The following is a 19,933-nucleotide window of genomic DNA, read 5'->3' on the forward strand; positions in this document are numbered from 1 at the left end:
GACCGGTCACGGGCGACGTTGTTTCGCCGGACGGGGGTGTTGATCGGAGGCCGGGACAGCCACCGGTGGCGGGTGTCGCAGGTCCGGTCAGGGTGGTGGCGGACAGACCGGCGAGGCCCTGCGGGGTGGGAGGTGACGTCATCGCTGGGGTCCGTTGCCTCGGGTCCGAGGTTGGTCTGCGGGCCGGTGGGTTGGTGGGCCGGCGGCGAGTTGGTCGGCGAGGGCGAGGGTGTCCGTGCTCGGTTCGGCGTCGATCTCGGCCAGACGACGGGTGAGGCTCTGGCGGAGGGCGTGGACCTCGTCGAGGTGCCCCAGGGCGGCGTGGGCACGCATCGCCTGTTGGTATAACGGTTCGGCGTAGGGGTCGTGTCTGATGGCGGCCTGAAGGACCGTGCGGGCCTCGTCCGGGTCTGGTGTCGTGGTGGCCAGGGCCAGGTGGGCGTCGAGTGCCTGTCGGCGGATGCCTTCGCGGTGGGCTTCGATCCACTCGTAGTCGAGGCCGTCGGCGAGGGGGCCGCCGTAGGCGTCTACGGCGCGGCGCAGCGCGTCGAGTCGGTCGGCGTCATCGGTGGCGAGGGCGGCGTCGCGCAGTGCGGCGCGCATGCGCCACAGGTCTGTGTCGATGTGCTGCCGGTTGAGGGCGTACCGGTGGGTGGGGTGTGTGAGGTAGGTGCCGTGGCCGCCGGTGCGGGTGAGGGTCTTGCGCAGCGCGGAGACGTAGGTGTGCAGCCGGTGCGGCGCTTTCGCGGCGGGCGCGTCGGGGAGCAGGTCGTCGAGGATCGCGTCCTGGGTCGCTTCGCCGTCGTGCACGGTGAGGTAGACCAGCAGTTCGAGGGCCTTCGCCCGCAGCGGCATGCCGGTGTCTCTGCCCAGGATCTGAGCCCCGCCGAGGATCTGTACTCCCACCTGCCCGCCACGGAGCTCCGATTGCCCGTCGGCGGCGGGCGATGGGGCCTGCGGGAGTTTGGCGTTCTTCGGGGCCACAGGTGTCGCGACGGGCACCGGTGGGGCGTCGTCGCCGGTGGGCGGGGCGGCGTCCGCTTCCGGCCGGCTCACTGGAGGAGTGGTTCGTGGTTCCCGGGTATCGGCATGTTGGCCCCGCGCCGGGAGTTGGCGCGGGCCGGGGTGGGTGTCGGTGAGCGTCGTGAGTAGGTCGATGGTGTCCGCGGCGGTCAGGATTGTCAGCCGGTCAAACTTCGCCAGGTCTGCCTTCTGACTCCTGTCGCTGTCGGCGGCTGTGGTGGTTCCGTCGACGGCGACGGCGAGTGTGTCGCCGTGGGGCCAGGCGCCGAGCAGGACGCCCTGGATGTCGAGGTGGTGTCCCTGGTTGAGCAGCGCGGCGGTGCGGGCACGCTCGTGCGCCTCGGTGGCGTCGGCGATGAGCAACAGCGGGGGCAGCACTTCGGCCGACGGGTGGGCTTCACGCAGGACGGCGATGGTGTCGACCTCATAGTCAAGGCATAGCCGGGTGCGGTGCAGGATCTGCTCCTCCACCACGGTCAGCGCGTCAGAGAGATCGCTGGTGACGGTCAGGTGAGGCAGGTCCCCGAGGAGGTGGGTGTGGTCCTCCAGCAGGATGGCCAGGGTCGCGGCCGGGATAACCACGTGGCCTGGCCGAGCCGGATTGCCGGTGGCGAGCGCGGACACCAGGAAACCGCGTGCCGCCGCGTACGCAGCCGGTCCGGTCAGACCACGTCCCGCCGCCGACCACACCCCGGACGCCACCTGACCGGTAGGAGCGGGAACGGCCGCGACCACACCAGGGGATCCGTGTCGATCGCTGCGAGACGACCTGGTCGAGACAGGGGCGGTGTCGACGAAGGGTGGGTCGGCGAAGGCCGCCGCGGAAACGGTTGTTGGTGTAGTCGGGCGGGAGGGGTGGTCGAGGGTTCCGCTTCTGGGGGCAGGGACAGAGGTGGCTGTGAGGCGGGGCAGGGCGCGGCGGATGTGGGCCAGGAGGGGAGGCAGCGGTGGCCGCTGCGGATCGTGCCCAAGGGCCCCGGGTGACGGGTCGCGCGGCGGGGTGTGGCGGTGTCGTCGGTGGGCGTAGGCGAGAGTGCCGGCGGCCAGTAGGGTGGCGGCCAACGCCGCGTCGATCCATCCCCGGTCGCCGAGGGACACTCCGGGCCGGTCACAGTCGGCGGACACTTCGTCGGAGCCGGTGGCGATCGGTGTTGCCTGGGTGGTGGTCGGGGCGGTCGACGGGCTGTTCGTGTCCGGTTGGTTCGGTGCCTTGTCGGCCGTGGTGTCAGGTACGGGTCGCCGGGGCGTGGAAGACGGGCGTGTGGTGGGAGCATCCGCTGGGGTGGGCAGACGCAGCTTCCAGCCGGGTTGAATGAGATCGGGGTTGGTCAGGCTGCCGGTGGTGAACCGTGCGCCACGGTTGAGGGAGTAGATGTCACGCCACCGGTCGGCGTCATCGAGCCGACGTGCGGCGATCGCGGACAGAGTGTCGCCCCGACGCACCGTGACGGTTCGCCGGGGCGACGCGTCACCGTCCTGCGGCGTCGCTGAGGCATGAGCGGTCTGGGCGTCGCGGTCGCTACTGGCAGGCGGCGGGGTGCTGTCCGGGGAGCCGGTGGGCGAGGCGGCGAGGGCGGCATGAGCCGTGCCGCTGACGCCAGCGGTCACGGCGGTGATCCCGAGCAGCGCCGCGGTTAGCCCTTGCAGTGGCCCTGGGAGGTGCAGTGGGGCGACCCGGCGCAGCGAGCGGCCGACCAAGTCGGACAGGTGAGTGAGCATGGCGGTGGCGAGTAGCGCCCAGAGAGCCCACCCCACGGTGATTGCGAGGACGGCGAGGAATTCCGGTGTCAGCGGCTGGGCGATCCACGCCTGCGCCTCGTCTGCGGTAGGCCATTGGACCCCCTGTAGGCGGCTGAGGCCGTATAGCAGGAGCGCAGGAGCACCGATGACAGTCCCGCCAATCAGTGCCCTGCCGACGCGCGCAATTGTCCGGATGCCCACGACGTCCCTTCCTGCCGGCCGATGAGATGCGCGGGGAACGCTAGGCGCGAACAGGTCGGTGGGACGGGTTTCGGCGGTTCACAGAAGGTCACAGCACCTCACGCGACCTTACAAACGCAGGTCAGAGGCTTGGCGGTTCCTCGTCGGTCGGAGGTCCCGCTGCTCGATGAGCACCGATGGGGGAAGGCAAGGCCGCATCTGCGCGGACGCCGATCGAACTCATGCTTGGTGGTCGTCGGGGCTTGTCGTAGCCAGGGGACCTGGCGTCTCGGGCGCCGGAGGATGCCTCCGCGATGGTGGCGGGGCACGGCGGGCCGGACTCGAAGCACAGTGAAGCCGCTGGCAGGGTCAGGACCCTCGGTTCATGCCCGGTCGTTGCCGACGATGTGCGCTTGGTTCTCCAGCCGGGTTCGGGTGAGCCTGGGCCGCAAAGCGGTCGGTGGCCCCTGCAGGGGCCACCGACCGCTCGACGATCTTTACGGCGCGATTCGGATCCAGAACGTATCGGAGTCAAGGATTCGCTGGTCGCGGTACAGGTAGGTATCCAAGTCCGATCCGCCGAGGCTATTGTGGTTCGCGTCGATCATGCAGGAGCTCCAGCCGGTCGATCCAGTTACCCCTGTCGGTAGGGCTGTCACCGAGCACCAGGAGAACGTGCGCCCGGTACCGCCTCCGGTCGCCGCCCCTTGATACGTTGAGGCCATCGGGTATTCGTCGCAACTCTTACCTGGAGGACGTGACCAGGTGGCAGGGCATGCCAACGCCCGATTCGCCTGCTGTGACCCCTTGTTGATCAGGCGCCTTAGGCGAGCTGTGTTTGGCCCCGTCGCAGGGTAAGCACCTGGCAGCCCCGACTGCTGCGCCTGGTTAATGTGCTTGGCCAGTTCAGCGAACGGCCCCGTCAGGCTATAGGTGTAGATGCCCGGCCAATCCGGGAAGATGCAGCCGGGGATACTCTGCCCTGGTACCGCGTTGTCGCATCGGATGGTGGGATATGAGGCCACCAATTCAGTGGTTGAACCACCACTGCCGTTCCAGCTAGGGTTGTAGAATCGGTATTTGAAGGTGCCCTTCATGGTCGCGACTTCCCCGGGACTGCTCACCGTTGATTTGAAGTAAGCCTCGCCAGCGGGAAAGCTATTCAAGACTACCTCTTGTGGCGGAAAGTTGGCACTGACGAGTGTGCACGACCCGGAACACTCCGCTGTTCCGCTGACGGTCGTTCCAGCAATCAGCCCCCATCCGTCCCACATACTGACCTGCAACTGCTGCGCGACGTTCAGATAGGTGGAGGAGCCGTATGTGTACCTGTATTCATTCAGGAACATCTGGCCGATAAGCGTATTGTTGGGAAGGCTGAGAATGTTGACGCCAATGCTATAGATGACGCACGCCTCTTCTCTTTTTCCATGCCAGGACGTGTTCAAGGCGTCGTCGCACCATTCAGGGAGAGGGAGGACGCTCCGCTGGCGCGTGTCAGCTGGAGCCGGACGCCTTGCCGGCCCACGCGTGACGCATGCGGCTACGGTCTTCCCTGCCGCGACCAAGGCCTGCCGCCTCCTCGCCAGTTCGCCACAGTCATCACCTTGTTCCGGCGCAACTTCGGGCCCAGGTCGCGAGGGCACTTCCCTAGCGTGTTTCGGGGGAGCTCCCGCAACCTTGATCCGATCGCTCGCTGCATGCGCGGGTGATTGCGCAGGGACTGGCGGCGAAACGACTGTTGCCGCAACTAGCAGCACGAGCACCGGTAGCGCTATTCTTGCTCTTGTCTTCACGACGACCCTCCATGCGACTGGGCGAAGACGAGTGTGGTGACAATGTGTCCGCATTGTCACCACACGATATGTCGCAGAGTATCTATGCAGCCACTCTCCGTGCAAGGTTGACCCACGCTCCTACTCATGTTGCCGCTACGGCGACATGAGTACGGCCCCGCTACAGCCGAAGGCCTATCCGAGGGTCACCTGCCCCTCCACGGCGGCCCTCACCTGCCGCCTGAGCTGGCACTCCTCCCGATTCCCGATACCATCGGAAACCTCCGCCCACCGACTCAGGGCATCGACCACCAGGCGCCACTGACGGCCAGACAAAGTGATAGTTATCACTTCCCCCTCCGGCAACCAGGCACGCGTGGCGTCAGTGGCCTGATCCCACCCGGCTTGACGAATACTGCCACCCAGGGAAACCACGCCGCCCGGATCGCCATTCGTTATCTCCGTGTCGACTTCGTTGTCGATAGTGGCGTCAATTATCTGCCACTGACGGACCGTCATGTCTACCGCAAAAAGTTCCGCTTCATCGAAGACCGCGCTCACCCGATCGCCCTCTCACTCCCATGACTACCTGGACGCAAATTATGACGGAGGGCACCTCGACACACAGCTAACGCCCCTTGGGGGCTACCGACGGACCGAGCGGCTCCACACCACCTGCAGGCACTCATGACACCCGCCGGCGGGTGGGAGCGAGCCTTCGACTCCGACGTTGACGATCGACCAGAGGAAACACCCAGTCGCCCCCAAAGGCGTGGGCCAGCACGGCGTACCGAACGAGCGCAGGATCATCAGCCCATCGGCCTGGGCAGCTTCCGACAGCCTTAACGAACTGATCACCGAAGGTGACCAAGTCCGTTCCACCCCCTCGCCGGGAGGTTCGACGGAGCATTGACGGGTGACGTGAGGATCTTATTCATGTTTGACTGATGTCCATGTCAGGGCCTGTGCGGCTGGCGATCGACTACGGGGCTACCAGCACCGTGGCGGTGCTGGCGTGGCCCGACGGTCGATGGGTTCCGGTGGCCGTCGACGGCAACCCGGTGATGCCCAGCGCCGCATGGGTGGCCGAGAACTCGGGCGTGTGGACCGGGCAGCAGGCGTGGCAGGCCGCCGCGCGCCAGCCGCACCGGTTCGTCGCGGCGCCTGAGCGGTTCGCCGAGCAGACCCTCACCGTCGACGGGCAGCAGGTCGAGGCGACGACGCTGGTGGCGGCGACCCTGCGCCGGGTCGCCGAGCACGCCGGTCAGGTGGCCGGCGGGCCGGTGGAGGATGTGCGGCTGGTGGTGCCGGCCGGGTGGGGGCCGCGACGGCGTACGTGGATGCGGCACGCGGCGCATCGCGCCGGCCTGGGGCAGCCCCACCTGGTGGAGGCCCCGGTCGCGGTGGCGGATCACCTGGTCGCCTCGGGTGAGCAGATGCCGGTGGGCGCGTATCTGGCGGTGGTGGACATCGGCGGTGGGGCGGAGGTGACGGTCCTGCGTCGTGGACCGTCCGGGTTCGAGGTCCTCGCGACCCTCGCCGACCCCGACGCCGGCGGGGACGCCATCGACCGTGCCCTCGCCACCGCCCTGGCCGGGGAGGCAGAGGGCGGGTGGGCGTGGGTGGCGAGCGTGCGGGCCGCGAAGGAAGCCCTCGCCCAGCACACGGCGATCACCGTGCCGCAGACCGACGGCACGGCGGTCGTGGCCACGACCATGGCCCTGGAGCAGGCGGCACGGCCGGTCCTGGACCGGGTTGGGCAGCTGACCTGCGAGGCGGTCGCCGCCGCGGAACTCACCCCGGCGGACCTGACCGGCGTGTACCTGGTTGGTGGCACGGCCCGGCTGCCGCAGGCGGCCACGATGATCACCGAACGGACCGGCCTCATACCGCAGGTCGCCCTGGATCCGACGCTGGCCGCGGCCCACGGTGCCGTCGGCGCGAGTCCCGCCGCCGCTGGTGGTGGTGATGTCGGTGGGCAGGAGCCGGTGCCGCAGGTCCGGCGGGTGCTGGGTATCGCGGTGCCCGGCTTCGCGTCGCTGATTCTGATCACGCAGATGCTGCTCACCGTCACCCGCGGCGGGGTGTATCCCCTCGAGTGGGCGGAACCGGCGTGGGGACTGTTGGCGATGGCCGCGGTGTTCGCGGTCATCGCGTGTCTGTCCGCCGGCACGATCCTCGGATCCCTGGCCGCAGCCCACAACCCCGGGCCCACGACCCAGTCTCTGGCGGGCACCGTCAGCATCGGCATCCTGTCCGCCGTCTCCTTGGGCGCGGCCACCGCGAGTCTCTACGCCGTGGTGGCCGCCCAGTACCTGAAGATGCCGGTCGGACCGTTCCTGCGTTGGGCCCTGTACCCCGTCGCCCCGATCGTCGCCCTCGCTCTCATCGCCGCCGTCGTCGCCGCCCGCCAGCGGCGCACCCCACCCGGTGGATGGTCGGCCCTGTTGGCGTTCCCCACCAGCTCCGTCCTCACCGCCGCCATCGGCATCGGCCTGGTCCAGTACTCGAACACCGCAGCACGGTGGCCCGACATGCTGGTCTGGATCGACCTCGCCGGCCGGGTCGGCGGACTACTGCTCGGCGTCGGCACGGTCCTGGCCCTGGTCCGCCCCTGGGCGCTCCGGCTCGTCCTGGGCGCGCCGCTGGCGGTCATCACCGCCGCGATCACCGCACCCCGTATCACCGGCACCCTCGCCGGCATCTACGCCACCGCTGTGGCCGGATGGTGGGTGTACCGGCTGTGGACCCGTCTCGTCCGCGCCCCGGCCACCCCATGAGCGGCCACCACCCCGCCACGCGCGGCCCCCACCGGTGCCGGCGCGTGGGCCGGCACGACCATGGTGGACGGACGCGGTGAGGTGGCCCCGTCAGATCGCCTCCGCGGCTGCGGTCACCGCCGTCCTGGCCGGCCCACCGATCGTGCTCACCTACACCGTCGGCTGGCCCTTGCCCACCCACCCCACCCAGGAGCACCTCCGCCAGTGGCTCAGTGACCCCCTCACCGAGGACACCCTCATCGCCGGGCTGGTACTTCTGGCCTGGATGCTGTGGCTCCTCATCGCTGCCCTCACCCTCCGTACCGCCGTCACCCGCGCGGCGGCGACGATCCGGCGGCTGCGGCGCCTGCCGCTGCCCACCCCGATGCAGGCCACCGCGACCGGCATGGCCGGCGCCGCCGCCCTGTGGGCACCCACCACCACCGCCACCACGACCGATGCACCACCGGCCCCCACACCCACCAGCACCGGCGAACACCCCCACCCCCAGCAGGCCGCCGACGCAGGGGTGGACGTGCCCGGGGCATGGATCCCCGCCGACACCGCACACCAGATCGCCGCCGCCGGCACCCTGGTCTGGCTCCGCCGCCGCCGCCTCTACCGACCCCCACCCCCCGGACAACGCCGCGACGACAGCGACCTGACCGCCCTGCCACCCACCGTCACCGCCGTCCAAGCCGCCCTCGCCGACACGCCACCCACCCCTGCTACCCCGCTGAGAATCCCTACCGGGGGCATCGGGCTGACCGGCCCCGCGGCCACCGACGCCGCCCGCGGCATCCTCCTCACCACCCTGCTCCGAACCCTCCGCGACACCACACAATCCACCACGATCGTGACCAGCCGCACCGACCTACACACCCTCCTCGGACCCCAAACCCTGCCCCTGCACGACCTGCCAGGCCTGACCGTCACCGACACCCCCGCCGACGCCATCACCACCATCACCCACCCGCCCCACCCAGGCCTGGCACACCCGACGCTGCTCACCCACGCACCCACCGACCCCGACACCGCCGCCCGCCTCGCCACCGCCCTGACCCACACCCCCGGCGTCCTCATCGGCACCTGGACCCACGGCCCCAACTGGCACATCACGCCCGACGGACACACCGAGCGCGGCACAGGCGGCGGACGGACCCGGCTGTGCGTACTCACCGCCACCGCCGCCCGCGACCTCCTCGCCGTCCTCACCCCCACCCCGCCCACACCACCGGCGGTAGCCGCACCCCGGCAACGACCACCCGCGCCCACCCCACCACCCGAACCGTCCTCACCGAAGCTGTTCACTCTGCGCGTCCTCGGTAACCCCACCCTGTGGGTAGCCGACAAACCCGTCAGCATCCGCCGCACCGCCGGCCTACAGGTCCTCGTCGCCCTCGCCGTCCACCCCGACGGCACCACCACCCACGACCTCGCCACCACGATCTGGCCCGGCCTCGCCGGACACACCGTCGCACGACGGCTTTACACCACCCTCAGCGACCTCCGCAAAGACATCACCACCGCCGGATACCCCCACCCCATTGCCCACACCGACGACCGGTACCACCTCAACCACCACCACACCGACGTCGATCTCTGGCGCCTCAACGCCGCCATCGACCACGCCAGCACCACCGTCGCTAACCATGCCCCCGCCCACCAAGCGGTCATCGACCTCTACACCGGCGACATCGCCGTCAACCACACCTGGCCCTGGCTGGACCTCATCCGCGAGAAGACCCGCCGCCACGTCATCGACGCCCACACCACCCTCGCCACCAGCGCACCCGACCCCCACACCCGGCTCCACCACCTCCAGAACGCCCTCCGCCTCGACCCCTACAACGAACATCTCCACCACCAAGCCGCCAACACCCTGGCCACACTCGGCAGACACCACGACGCCGACGCGCTCCTCACCCGCTACCAACAGAGACTCACCGAAGCCGGTATCACCCCACCCCACCCTGCTGTGCGGCGATAGATCCGCCGGCCCGCCGGTCAGGCGCCTCTTCGTCCCGCGAAACGACGGACCGTCGACGGGCTGCGCCAGCAGGGCTGAACTGGCCTGTCGTGCCACGGGAGCTCGCGGTCGCCCCGGACCGGTTACGCTCCTCGTCACCCGGATCAGCCTGCGAACGCCGCCGTCGACGCAGTCGCAAGGCCGACGTCGAGTAGCCCGAGCCACCCAGCGCCGTGAGATCGACGGCTAGTCGATCAATCACCGATCGCGTCTGCCGGTGAGAGCCGATCGGCCAGCCCGTCCCGCTACCGCTGGCTCGTATCGTCACGGGCATGATCAGTGAGCTGTGCGCTGCCACGGTGCGCCATCGGCATGTCGTTCTACTGCTTGGCCTGCTGGTAGCAATCGTGAACGCTGCCACCATCGGGCTCACGCCCTCCCTGGGACAGATCCTGTTCATCCCGCTTATCCTGATCACCCTGGCGGTCCTGGCCGTATCGGTCATCGCCATGGGGATACGGCCGGCCTCTTTCGTGGTGCTGCCGCACGTGCCGGCATTCGCGACACCACCGCCGGCATGGAAGGTGTTCCTCGCCCTGGGCGTCCTCTGGCCCAACTCGGCGAGCCTCGGCGCATTGGTCCGCTCCACGAGGGCGGACATCGTGTCGACGCTCGACGTGGTCCTTGCCCTTGCCTGGGTCGTGGCGGTCACGTTGCTACTGATCGATGTGTGGCGGGACAACGAGGTGCAACTACGGCCCTACGGCATACGGCAGAGCTGGCCGCTCGGCTCGCTCACCGTACCGTGGGAGGCCCTCCCCGCAGCTCAGCTCCGACCAGGGACCGATCGTCCCTCGCGGCTTCGCATGGCCTTCGCGCAACCGCTGCTCGTGAAGCGCCGTGGCATCCCGTGGAGCCGGAATGCACTGCGCACGGACAACGTCGACGCCCGGTTTCTTGCCGCCGCGATCCGACACTACGTCTGTCGTCCTGAATACCGGCCGGCTATCGGCAGCCAGGCCGAATACAAGCGACTTCTCATCGAACTGGCCAACCGGCAGGACGGAGCGGACCGTGCCGACTGATCCGGCCCTTGCATCCCGATCAGCGGTCGACGTCGACCGGCACGGCGTCAGCAGCAGGTCTGCGGCACCGGGGTCTGTGGACCTGACCGCCACACTCCCGACAGCCGTCTTTGATGTGCTTGATGCCGACCAGGGCGCGGTAGGCCCTGCTGGCTGGCCAGTTATCATCGATGGGCTGCTGCACGTCGACCGGGCCGGTTGGTCTGCCGATCGGGTTCAGGAGGAGCAGGTGTTGAGCATGCTCTGTAGTGCGGATTTCTCCGATGACTGCAGTCGTAGGCCCCAGGTGTGCTTCACGGTGATCCACATCTTGCTGTAGGTGCACCGGTACGACGACAGGGGCGGCTGCCATGTCGAGGCGTCCTGGTCGCTCTTGGACTGGTTGACGTTGTCGGTCACCGCGATCAGTTGCGGGCCGGACAGGTCGTTGGCGAAGCTCTGCCGGCGGCTGGTCGTCCAGGAACTCGCGCCGGAGCGCCAGGCCTCGGCGAGGGGGACGACGTGGTCGATGTCGACGTCCGACGCGGCAGTCCAGGTCGCCCCGTCGTAGGGGCTGTACCAGCGCCCTGACGTGGCCTGGCAGGAGGAGTTGACGACGACGGAGGTGCCGTCGCGCTTGAGGACCTGCTCGCGGGTGTCGCAGCTACCGCTGATGGTGATCCAGTGGGGGAACAGGTCCCGGGAGTAGCCGCTGGTGGAGCCCTCGGTGGCGACGGTGAGGGCGTTGAGCTGCGACTGCGCGGTCGCCTTCGAGGGGATTCCCGGCGGCGTCGCCGACGCGGTTCCCGCACCGGTGGCCGAGAAGGCTGCGCCGACAAGTGTGGCGAGTGCCAGCGTCACGGCACGCACACGGGGTCGCGCGAGTGTGGGCGTCTTCGTGGTCAGTCGTGCCATGCCGTGCCTCCAGGTCACCATCAGCAGCAGATGCACTTACCATCTTCGATGAAGATGGCGGCGGGATGGCATTGCTGTGAAGGGTTGGGAAGATCGGGAGCGCCGGCGTGGCATCTATTGGCACCATGTCACATCGATGCGGTTCTTCTTCCCTGGTCACGCACGCCCTGAGTGCGGGAGGTGGGCACGGGTGGTCTGAGCTGCGGAGTTCTGGTTCAGGGCGGTGTCACCGAGCATCCGTCGCGATAGTCGGCTGGTCGGCTTTGCCGGCGCAGTGGGGGCATCGTCGTGGGCAGGGTGTCTGCGGTACGGCGGTGGTGAGGCCGCTGGTGTGCAGGATCGTGGTGACCGTCTGGGCGAAGGTGCTGGTCTCGCCAATGACGGTTTCCCCGGGGGTGTCGAGCAGGTCGTGGTGGGTGTACCAGGTGCGCATCTCGGCGGGGGTGACGGGGATCGGCTCGTCGCGGCTGAGGTGGCGGCGGACGGTCTCGTCGAAGGACACATCTAGGTAGAACACGGCGACCGGGCCGGGATGGTCGTCGATGAGCTGATGCAGCACGGCCGCGTAGCGTTCGGTGTGCAGGATGCCTTCGAGGATGACGTGGTAGCCCAGGTCGAGGGCGGTGCGGGCGGTCGCGGTGATGAACGCCGGGGCGACCGGGTCGATGCGGGCGCTGTCGTGTTCCCTGAGCACGATTCTGCGCAGGTAGTCCTGTTCCAGCAGCGCCGCACCGCGCCCGAAACGGCGGCGTACCTCGCGGGCGGTCGTGGTCTTCCCGCTGCCGGAGTTCCCGCGAATGATCACCAACGTGGGCGGGGGCTTCATGGGGTTCGGCGTCGTCATGGCGTGCTCCGTCAGGCGGTGGTGGTACGGCGGCGCACCGTCGCGGTGTGCCCGGTGGTGTCGTAGCCGGCGGCTTGGAGGGTGAACAACTCCGCGCACCGGTGTGATCGCTTTTCAGGCGGAGCCGACAGTCGCCACGGGGGAGATACGGCAAGTCCGAACAGGTTGAGCCTGTTACCGGTGCGGGGTGGGCGGAATGTGGAGTTCCTTGGTAATGACGTGCCAGCTGAAGGTCTCGCTGTCCTTACAGGGGTTCAGGGCTTGGAGAGGTGTGAGCCTTACGCCGTGGTCGGCGAGTAGTCGTAGGTGGGCGTTGAACGCGGGATGGCGGGCGAGGGTGGATTTGACGAAGGGGGCAGCCACTATCGGTAGGCCCGTGCCGAGGGCTTCGTTGAGGACGCCGAGGGCCATGCTGTCGTTGATTCCGGTGGCCCATTTGTTGATGGTGTTGAAGGTTGCCGGGACGACGGCGATGGCATCGGCAGGTGGCAGGCTTCGGGGTTCGTCGGGGTGCCGCTGCCGGTAGCTGACGGGATGCCCCGTCAGCGCGGCCAACTGTTCTGTGGGAAGCCAGGTGTAGGCGGTTTCGGTCGCGATGATGTACACGTCCCAGCCGTCGCCTTGTGCCGCTTCCACCAACTCGGCGATGTGCCGGGCTGGTGGAGCGGCACAGACCACCAGGTAGAGCAGCCGGGGGTTCACAGGCTCGGGCATCAGGCGACGATCTCGGCTCGTTCGGCGAGTGCTCGCAGGCCGGGGGTCGCGGAGCGTCGCTCGCGGGCGAGCAGGCCGCCGATCAAGCGGCGTGTCCTGGCGTGCACGTGCACGGTCTGGGGTGCGATGCGTTCGGCTTCGAGGAGGTGCAGCACTGCTGCGGGATCGTTGTCGGACGAGCTGGCGTGTGCCGCGGCGAGGTCGAGGTGGACCTGGGCGCGGCGGCTCATCAGCGCCTTCGGCAGCGAGGAGGTGTCGAGGTGTTCGCCGAGATGGATGGCTAGCTGTGGTCGGTCGGTTCGGGTGGCGATGTTGATGCGGTGGATCATGACGTTCGTTGGTCCGAAGCCGGTCCAGAGGTCGTTGCGGTCGGCGCCGACCTGTTCGGCCAGGGCGTGCGCGTCGTTGAGGTGCCGCTCGGCTGCGGCGGGCTGGGCCTGGCGGGCGGCGACCAGTGCTGCGAGCAGGGTCAGTGCTCCCTGGGCCGATAGGGCCTGCGGCCCGCGGCCCTGTGGGGTCCGTTTGAGGTGGTCAAGGGCTGCCGTTACCACTGCCTCGGCGCTGTCGGTGCGGTGAGGCATGGCCAGCAGTGCGGTTCCCACCGAGAATGCCGCTGCGGCGACGAGGGCGACGTCCTCGGTGTGGTCGGTGGCGATACGGGCGGCTCGGTCGGCAGCTATCCAGGCGAGGCTGGGATCGCCGAGTTTGACGGCGACTTTGGAAGCGGCGAGATTCGCCCCGGCCAGGACCGCGGCAGCCCGGTTGCGGCCGGTGCCGGTGCCGGCGCGGGTCATGATGTCCGCCTGCTCGATCGTGTCGGGTAGCTCCCGGATCGTCTCGGCGTAGTTGCCCCGCTGATACAGGTTGTGGACGTGCGCGACCCGTTGACGGACCTCCGGCAACCTGATGGGGTCGATCGCCTGTTCCGGCCGGGTGGGCGCGAGCAGACGGTGGCGAAGGTGAGCCAGCAGACGGGCGGCGACGGAGTTGTCGTCTTCGCGATGGCCGGCCTCCGCGTCAGCGACTGGTGGCTGCCGATGCTGTGCCACCTCGGCGATCACCCGATGATCCAGGACCGCTCCCCAACGGGCATGACGGGCCGCCTCGGCCCTCTCCTGTTGATGCCGAACCTCAAGTGACCGGTACTCGTCATAGCCGGTGAGCAACTCGCCCCCGGCCTGCAGGAGCGAATCGCACTGCGCCCAGAAGACGCGGTCCACCACCTGCCGGCCGTTCTCGACGTTGGCGACCGTGCTCCGGGTGCTGTGCACCCGACGCGCCACGTCATCTTGAGTCAGCCCATGCGTCTTGCGCCAGCCGGCGAGCCTCCGCCCCAGCGCCCGCTTCGCGTCACTGATCTGCTGCGGATCCACGAAGATGCCCTCCACCCATCATCGGGGGCGTCGATCACCGCTCGTCACGTACCCCTCACGGCAACCTGACAGTAGCCGGTGACAGCCGGAGCGGCTGTCGGAACTTGGTGTCGAGGGTGTTCGACACCCGGGCGTGCACGTGGCGCCACCCGCTGCTCACCCGAATTCACCACCATCGTGACCAGCGGTTACCCAGAATGCAATGATCCTGACAGGGGTGCCTTCCGTTTGCGCGGCCGGTACTTTACGCCCGGTAGGCCGCCCATTCGTGGGTCCAGCAGGCGAGGTCGTGGACCCAGCTCTCTGTGCTCTGTCGTGACTTGGTGGCCCACTTTGAGGCGTTCCTCGCTGCGAAGTCGTCCAGCACTTTAGGGTCGGTCCCGGCCCAGGCGGGGAACTGGCTGAGCCAGTCTTCCGCCTGGGCTGGGGTGTGGCCGTTGCCGATCAGCCACTGAGTGAGCAACGCCAGTTCGACCCACGGTGCGGCCTTGGTCGCGTAGGCCCAATCGACGATCCGGAGTCCCTGCGGTGTCAGGATCAGGTTGGCCGGGTTGAGGTCGGAGTGCACGAGCACATCGCCGTCCATCGCCGGATGGGCGAAGCTGAGCCGCCCGGCCGGGCCGTACAGCCGCACGTCCGGCGCGGTGGTCTCTTGCAGCCGTGTAAGGGTCGCGGCGAGTGTGTCGAGGTCGGGACTGTCGGCTGACAGGTCGGGGTGGGGGCCGTCCAGGTGCTCGGCCCCCACCACCAACCAGCCGTCGGACTCGAAGTCCCACAGAACAGCGGGCGGAAACCCGTCGATGGCTCTGGTGACCGCCACCTCGTGGCGCAGTGACCGGACGCCCGGGCCCGAGAAGGCGGCCTTGACGAAGACGGTGCCGGTGGAACCGATGACGGTCGACGCGATCTCCGCGTGGTCACCACACGGAGCCGGGTACACGCCGACGATGCCGCCGACTCGATCGGCAACCGCCACCCCCACATGCTCGGGTAGGGCGGTCCAGTCGCTGCGCATGGTCACCTCTCGTTACTTGCCGGTGAAGTCCGGTTCCCCGGGCGGGCAGCACGACTCGGCTTCACCGTGCCAGAACTCCATGTCGACCCGGTACCCGGTCGCGTGCAACGCCGCGAGGGTGAACGTGACGGCGGTGCCGTCCATCATCCCCTCGGTCAGGATGGGGATGTGGTGGACGAAGCTCCCGGCGATCTGCTCGCAGGCCGCGGCGTAGGGCACCGTGTGCTGCAACACGGAATGCCACACGGCGTCGACCGGGAGGGTCGGCACGACACGGCCGATCGACCCGTCGGGCAGCAGCATCCCGAAATCCTCGTTGCCCACGGTGTCGGCGTGGGCCTTGAGGAAGATCAGGAACTGCTCCACGGCCCGCTCCGCGTACACACGGGTGACGTGCCGGTCGGCAGCGAAGTAGTCAACCAGCTTCCCGAACACCTCGGCCGTGACGAGGGTCCGAGGGTCGAGGGCGGTCGTGCTCGCGGTCGCGGTTGGTTCGTGTGCGGTGACAGTCACGACTTCTCTCCTTACACCTGGTGCGGTCAGCGGCGCTGATCAACGCCGCGTACGGAGCTGGGGGTTCCGCATGCCTGTTCTGCGGTGAAGCGGTCTTGAAGCGCAGGTGACTCGCGGCAGGGTCGAGGCAGGGGGTCCTCTCGCCCTTGGCATGGCCCTCATCAACGCGCCCTGGCCCAGGACATGAACCGCTCCGTCAGGTCGAGCCTGCGGTCCGGGTGGAGCTGGTGAAGCTGACCGCTCGCCTCGGTCATCAACGCCCCGAGGAACAGCAGCAACGCGGTCCGGTCGTTCCGGTACTCCGCCAGCAGCGCCAGCCGAGCCGGCTGGCAAGGCCACTCGGCGCCACAGTTGCGACACCGCCAGAGCGGACGCATAGCGACATGAGGAATCGGCGGCCGGACCATCAACGCAACTTTGGGGTGGTACGGCCGTCCAACGCCTCGACGGCCTGACCGACAGCGGTTGTCCTGTCGGCCCCGTCGATCCCCTTAAGGCAAATGAACAGCCCTCGGTGCCGGACGATCACTTCCCTGGCAGACGCGTGATCCAAGTCCATGACCACCGCTTCCCTTCCTCCAACGGCACCCGTCCCAGGTCTCGACGCGGTCTGGACGCGCCCTTCGCAGCCTCACCTCTACGGGTGCCGCCGCATCCGGAATGCCTCGCGACGCCACTGACGCCATCCCTGGTGGCCGGCCAGCCGCCGAACCCTCAATGCCAGGAACAAGTAGAAGCGGGTCGACGCTCGTCGAACACCCTCGACACGAACCTTCGACACGGCCTCGCGTCGGGTACGACAAGTACGGCCGGTGTTGTCGGCGTACGGCTTCGACTGCAGAGCCGGGTACGCCACCGAGCACACGGCAGCTATCGACATCTGCGAGTGCGGCTCCGGCTACGCTTGCCCTGCAAGGTCAACTACAGTCAGTCATGTTGGTCGACCCGGCGGCGTCCGGATCTGTCGATGAGCGTGCACGCGATTTTGCGTATCTAGACCCATCTTCGAGGGCTCGGCGCCATCTGCGATATGGCGGTGACGCTGGTCGACGTCCCGAGTCAGTCCCTTGCAGAATTGTGGTGCGGCGGCGGGGTGAACGGTCCGCCAGGCATCCGCCCGGCTCGCTCGGCGGCCTGCCGGGTGTCATCATCGAAAAGGACAAGTCGTACGCGCTCGATGGCTGGCGGCGGCATCTGCAATCCGGTCAACGCCTGGACGACAGCGTCCTCCTTCGGCCACCGGTACACGCCGGACGAGATCAGCGGGAACGCCACCGACGTCGCGCCGAGCTCGGCCGCGACGATCAGTGAGTTGCGGTAGCAGTCACGCAGCAATGCCGATCGGTCCTCGGTGGCGCTCCATACCGGCCCCACGGTGTGGATGACCCAGCGGGCCGGAAGGCGGCCCGCAGTAGTCGCCACGGCCCGCCCGACCGGCAGTCCCCGGCCGAACCGGCTGGCCCGCAGCGCGCGGCACTCGTCCAGGATCGCCGGGCCACCCCTACGGTGGATCGCACCGTCCACCCCGCCACCACCCAGCAACGACGAATTCGCCGCATTGACGATCGCATCCACCCGCTCCGCGGTGATATCCCCCGTGACAAGCTCGATCTCCACGACCAACATCATGAACTATCCGCATACCTCATGCCGCCGATAAACCCCGGCCGGTCACCGGCACTCCTGATCGCATGCGCACTCATCCCGCAGAGCGCGCGTCGCCAGGCGAAAGCCGTCACGTCGTGCCGCCGGCCTCTCACGCCGGCTGCTGTGCGGCCCGCTGGCGTTCGCAAGCCAGTTGAAAAATATGACACAAGGTGTCTGGTTTTGGGTGAAGCATAGTTTCCTCGGCCGCCACCGGTGATAGGCGCGGACCACGGCACAGATAGATACGGAAAGACAAGGACCTCCATGCGCGAAACCCCACAAGACCTCGCAAAACTCCAAGCCCTCCTTGACGCCTCCCTCGCCCGCTCCACCCCCCACCTCCGCTCGATCATCAACACCGCGCGCACACTGAACGCGGAGCAGCTCACCCAGGTCCTCACCGGCATGTGCACCCTCGCTCTCTCCAGCGTGACGGCGAAGGGAGAACCGCGGATCAGCGGTGTCGACGGTCACTTCCTGCGAGGCAAGTGGTACTTCGGCACGGCACCCGACGCCGCCAAGGCACGCCACCTCGCGGCGCGGCCCGCCGTCAGCGCCGCACACATGCGCGGTGAGGACCTCGGCGTCTTCACGCACGGCAAGGTGGAGATCCTCAACCCCCGAAATGGCGACCAGGCCAGGGATTGGCCGGACGTGCTTGCGTACTTGAAGGACTTCTACGGCGAAGACCTCTTCGACTGGGACAACGACGTGGTCTACTACCGGCTGCATCCGCACTGGATGACCGTCTATGCCCCAGACATCGCAAAGCTCACCGTGGCGTCCATGCCTTGATCCACAGCACGGACCAACCGACGCGCCTCCAAGCCCCGCTTCGTCAGAGGTCTCGTTACCGCCTGACCAAGGGCGACCCGTTCAAGCCGGGGGGACGGCCTGTTCGCTTCGGACAGGCCGATAACATCCGCGATGTCCTGGACGAGCTTCAGCTCGTCGGCCATGTCCACCGGTCACCGCCGGCCACCCGGCCAAGACCCCCGGCGGACGAGTCGATCAAGGTAGTCGAGCAGAACCACCTGAGCACTCATCACCGCGCCCGATTAGTTAGGTTTGAGGCTCGAAGTAGAGGCCCAGTTCGTACCGTTCGTCGGTCTCAAGGTGGCAGTCTTCCTTGTAGCGGATCGCCTCGATGACGTACCGGCCATCGTTGGAGTTGCACCACTGAGCTGCCTGAGTGAACAAGGCACCTGGTGTAGCCGCGCTGAAGTAGACGACGGAGATGCCTTCGGTTTCGGACATTGGGTCACGATAGCGTCGCGACAAGATCAACGCTGGCCGCAGGACCTCCGAGGGCTGGTGCGCGGATCTACCCCACGCATCGGCGTGCCATCCGGTCGGTCCGCAGCGTCCTCTCATGCCGCGATCCGCATGCTTTACCGGGATCATCGCGGGTCGAGCCTGCCCGGGCGTACGGAGCCGGACAGGAGGACGAAGTTCAGCCGATGATGGCGGCGAGAGTGGGGTTCGCAGCTTGCGTCGTGGTCGACGGCTGCGGCGAGCAGTCTGGCGGTACTGAAGAAGCTGGACTGCAGTTTCACCTGCCAAGTCGTCGGGGGCCGGGTCGCCGGCCTCTGCCCGCGGACCCAGAACTGCGGCGTCGGGTCGGCTGATCAGCCGGTCCGTCGACGGCACCAGGGCTGGAGAACGACACCGAAGGCACTGCGGGACGGGAAGACTCCGGTGGCGGCCATTGCGACGCCGCGATCTGGGCCCCGGTGACCGGCAGGGTGGGCGAGATCTGGTCGAGCAAGCGCTGCGCCACGGTGGCGTCGATCTCGATGTCTGCGCTGATGCGCACATCGGCCGCAGTCGCCAGGTCCACGACGTCGTCGCTGGTGAACGCATCAGCTCCGAGAGTACTCAGCCGTCGCGCGAACTCCTGGGCATTGATCATCTGTAGCCTCATCGTCGGATGGTTAATCATCCACCGTAACCCCCGCTTCGGTCGGCGGATCCTGCGCCCGCCGTGCGGCCACTGGGGCCGACAGTCGGCGCCGACAACTGGCGACCGCTGCGCGTAAGCCCGCAACTCTTCGGTGAGCTGATCGCGCGCCTGCAAGGCCGCCACGCTCTGTGTTACCCATGCTGTCCCGCGACGCCCGAAAACTCCGCGATCCGGGCGCAGCCTTCCTCGACTGGTAACCCAGCTTGAGTAGCCGAAGGCAGGCCTCTGCCGGTATCTGTACGCCGACAGGCGTGTTCCTTCCACGCCGGCGCGGCGATCCAGGTGGCGGCCGGCGCGCATCAGGTGGACGGCGTGCTCAGACAGCGGTCGACGACGTGCAGCCACATCCGACGGTGATGCAGATCCTCAACGACGCGGGTGTCGCCCGCTGCCCTGAGGCAGGGCTACGCCGGGACGGGACCTGATGCGCAGACATCCG

The 19,933-nt window shown here is 68.1% G+C and carries 17 protein-coding genes; 4 read left to right on the forward strand and 13 right to left on the reverse strand.

The window, feature by feature from the left end; genetic code table 11:
• Positions 1 to 138 precede the first annotated feature (138 nt).
• The 3 genes from FJK98_RS32025 to FJK98_RS32035 form a co-directional block, all read right to left on the reverse strand.
• On the reverse strand, positions 139 to 2,964 hold the full coding sequence (locus tag FJK98_RS32025; RefSeq protein WP_145922335.1) for a BTAD domain-containing putative transcriptional regulator: 2,826 nt from the start codon (positions 2,962 to 2,964) through the stop codon (positions 139 to 141).
• 476 nt (positions 2,965 to 3,440) lie between these two features.
• A complete protein-coding gene (locus tag FJK98_RS32030) occupies positions 3,441 to 4,391 on the reverse strand; it encodes a hypothetical protein (protein WP_145922336.1) in 951 nt (316 codons plus the stop codon).
• Positions 4,392 to 4,913: 522 nt separating this feature from the next.
• Positions 4,914 to 5,279, reverse strand: a complete 366-nt coding sequence (locus FJK98_RS32035; RefSeq protein WP_145922337.1) for a hypothetical protein — start codon at positions 5,277 to 5,279, stop codon at positions 4,914 to 4,916.
• Positions 5,280 to 5,671: 392 nt separating this feature from the next.
• Here FJK98_RS32035 and FJK98_RS32040 point away from each other — a divergent pair, with 392 nt between their 5' ends.
• The 3 genes from FJK98_RS32040 to FJK98_RS32050 all read left to right on the forward strand — a co-directional run bounded on the left by FJK98_RS32040 (position 5,672) and on the right by FJK98_RS32050 (position 10,531).
• Complete coding sequence (locus FJK98_RS32040) at positions 5,672 to 7,498, forward strand: Hsp70 family protein (RefSeq protein WP_145922338.1); 1,827 nt, start codon at positions 5,672 to 5,674, stop codon at positions 7,496 to 7,498.
• Between the two features lie 76 nt (positions 7,499 to 7,574).
• A complete protein-coding gene (locus FJK98_RS34750) occupies positions 7,575 to 9,467 on the forward strand; it encodes a bacterial transcriptional activator domain-containing protein (RefSeq protein WP_145922339.1) in 1,893 nt (630 codons plus the stop codon).
• A 311-nt stretch (positions 9,468 to 9,778) separates the two neighbouring features.
• On the forward strand, positions 9,779 to 10,531 hold the full coding sequence (locus FJK98_RS32050) for a hypothetical protein (protein ID WP_145922340.1): 753 nt from the start codon (positions 9,779 to 9,781) through the stop codon (positions 10,529 to 10,531).
• Between the two features lie 216 nt (positions 10,532 to 10,747).
• On the opposite strand, the gene FJK98_RS32055 is transcribed toward FJK98_RS32050, so the two are convergent.
• From FJK98_RS32055 to FJK98_RS32095, 8 genes are all read right to left on the reverse strand, one after another.
• Positions 10,748 to 11,425 carry an HNH endonuclease family protein gene (locus FJK98_RS32055; RefSeq protein ID WP_145922341.1) on the reverse strand — a complete coding sequence of 226 codons (678 nt, stop codon included), beginning with the start codon at positions 11,423 to 11,425 and terminating at the stop codon, positions 10,748 to 10,750.
• A gap of 226 nt (positions 11,426 to 11,651) precedes the next feature.
• The gene (locus FJK98_RS32060) at positions 11,652 to 12,269 is read right to left on the reverse strand and encodes an AAA family ATPase (RefSeq protein ID WP_145922342.1); all 618 of its coding nucleotides are present in this window, start codon (positions 12,267 to 12,269) and stop codon (positions 11,652 to 11,654) included.
• A gap of 174 nt (positions 12,270 to 12,443) precedes the next feature.
• Entirely contained in the window at positions 12,444 to 12,983 is a 540-nt protein-coding gene (locus tag FJK98_RS32065; protein ID WP_145922343.1) for a flavoprotein, read from the reverse strand.
• Complete coding sequence (locus FJK98_RS32070) at positions 12,983 to 14,371, reverse strand: helix-turn-helix transcriptional regulator (RefSeq protein WP_240762490.1); 1,389 nt, start codon at positions 14,369 to 14,371, stop codon at positions 12,983 to 12,985. Before FJK98_RS32070 ends, FJK98_RS32065 begins: the two co-directional genes overlap by 1 nt.
• A gap of 229 nt (positions 14,372 to 14,600) precedes the next feature.
• Positions 14,601 to 15,371: a phosphotransferase gene (locus tag FJK98_RS32075; protein WP_145922344.1), complete on the reverse strand. Its 771-nt coding sequence runs from the start codon at positions 15,369 to 15,371 to the stop codon at positions 14,601 to 14,603.
• Positions 15,372 to 15,383: 12 nt separating this feature from the next.
• Positions 15,384 to 15,884 (reverse strand): hypothetical protein, encoded by a 501-nt coding sequence (locus tag FJK98_RS32080; protein WP_145922345.1) that lies wholly within the window; start codon positions 15,882 to 15,884, stop codon positions 15,384 to 15,386.
• Positions 15,885 to 16,045: 161 nt separating this feature from the next.
• Positions 16,046 to 16,261, reverse strand: coding sequence for a flavin reductase (locus FJK98_RS32085; protein WP_240762492.1), 216 nt, complete (start codon positions 16,259 to 16,261; stop codon positions 16,046 to 16,048).
• A gap of 682 nt (positions 16,262 to 16,943) precedes the next feature.
• A complete protein-coding gene (locus FJK98_RS32095; RefSeq protein WP_205789312.1) occupies positions 16,944 to 17,501 on the reverse strand; it encodes an O-acetyl-ADP-ribose deacetylase in 558 nt (185 codons plus the stop codon).
• 294 nt (positions 17,502 to 17,795) lie between these two features.
• Here FJK98_RS32095 and FJK98_RS32100 point away from each other — a divergent pair, with 294 nt between their 5' ends.
• A complete protein-coding gene (locus tag FJK98_RS32100) occupies positions 17,796 to 18,326 on the forward strand; it encodes a pyridoxamine 5'-phosphate oxidase family protein (protein WP_145922348.1) in 531 nt (176 codons plus the stop codon).
• A 267-nt stretch (positions 18,327 to 18,593) separates the two neighbouring features.
• On the opposite strand, the gene FJK98_RS32105 is transcribed toward FJK98_RS32100, so the two are convergent.
• Complete coding sequence (locus FJK98_RS32105) at positions 18,594 to 18,788, reverse strand: hypothetical protein (RefSeq protein WP_145922349.1); 195 nt, start codon at positions 18,786 to 18,788, stop codon at positions 18,594 to 18,596.
• Between the two features lie 295 nt (positions 18,789 to 19,083).
• Complete coding sequence (locus FJK98_RS32110; protein WP_145922350.1) at positions 19,084 to 19,455, reverse strand: hypothetical protein; 372 nt, start codon at positions 19,453 to 19,455, stop codon at positions 19,084 to 19,086.
• Between the last annotated feature and the right edge of the window lie 478 nt (positions 19,456 to 19,933).

The organism is Micromonospora sp. HM134, from assembly GCF_007833915.1.
Taxonomy (GTDB): domain Bacteria; phylum Actinomycetota; class Actinomycetes; order Mycobacteriales; family Micromonosporaceae; genus Micromonospora; species Micromonospora wenchangensis.

Bases quoted from the DNA above. Each gene is read 5' to 3' on its own strand.
- FJK98_RS32040 (WP_145922338.1), top strand. From the start codon at position 5,672: ATGTCAGGGCCTGTGCGGCTGGCGATCGACTACGGGGCTACCAGCACC.
- FJK98_RS32065 (WP_145922343.1), bottom strand. From the start codon at position 12,983: ATGCCCGAGCCTGTGAACCCCCGGCTGCTCTACCTGGTGGTCTGTGCC.
- FJK98_RS32055 (WP_145922341.1), bottom strand. From the start codon at position 11,425: ATGGCACGACTGACCACGAAGACGCCCACACTCGCGCGACCCCGTGTG.
- FJK98_RS32105 (WP_145922349.1), bottom strand. From the start codon at position 18,788: ATGTCCGAAACCGAAGGCATCTCCGTCGTCTACTTCAGCGCGGCTACA.
- FJK98_RS32085 (WP_240762492.1), bottom strand. From the start codon at position 16,261: ATGCGTCCGCTCTGGCGGTGTCGCAACTGTGGCGCCGAGTGGCCTTGC.
- FJK98_RS32100 (WP_145922348.1), top strand. From the start codon at position 17,796: ATGCGCGAAACCCCACAAGACCTCGCAAAACTCCAAGCCCTCCTTGAC.
- FJK98_RS32075 (WP_145922344.1), bottom strand. From the start codon at position 15,371: ATGCGCAGCGACTGGACCGCCCTACCCGAGCATGTGGGGGTGGCGGTT.
- FJK98_RS32060 (WP_145922342.1), bottom strand. From the start codon at position 12,269: ATGACGACGCCGAACCCCATGAAGCCCCCGCCCACGTTGGTGATCATT.
- FJK98_RS32050 (WP_145922340.1), top strand. From the start codon at position 9,779: ATGATCAGTGAGCTGTGCGCTGCCACGGTGCGCCATCGGCATGTCGTT.
- FJK98_RS32110 (WP_145922350.1), bottom strand. From the start codon at position 19,455: ATGAGGCTACAGATGATCAATGCCCAGGAGTTCGCGCGACGGCTGAGT.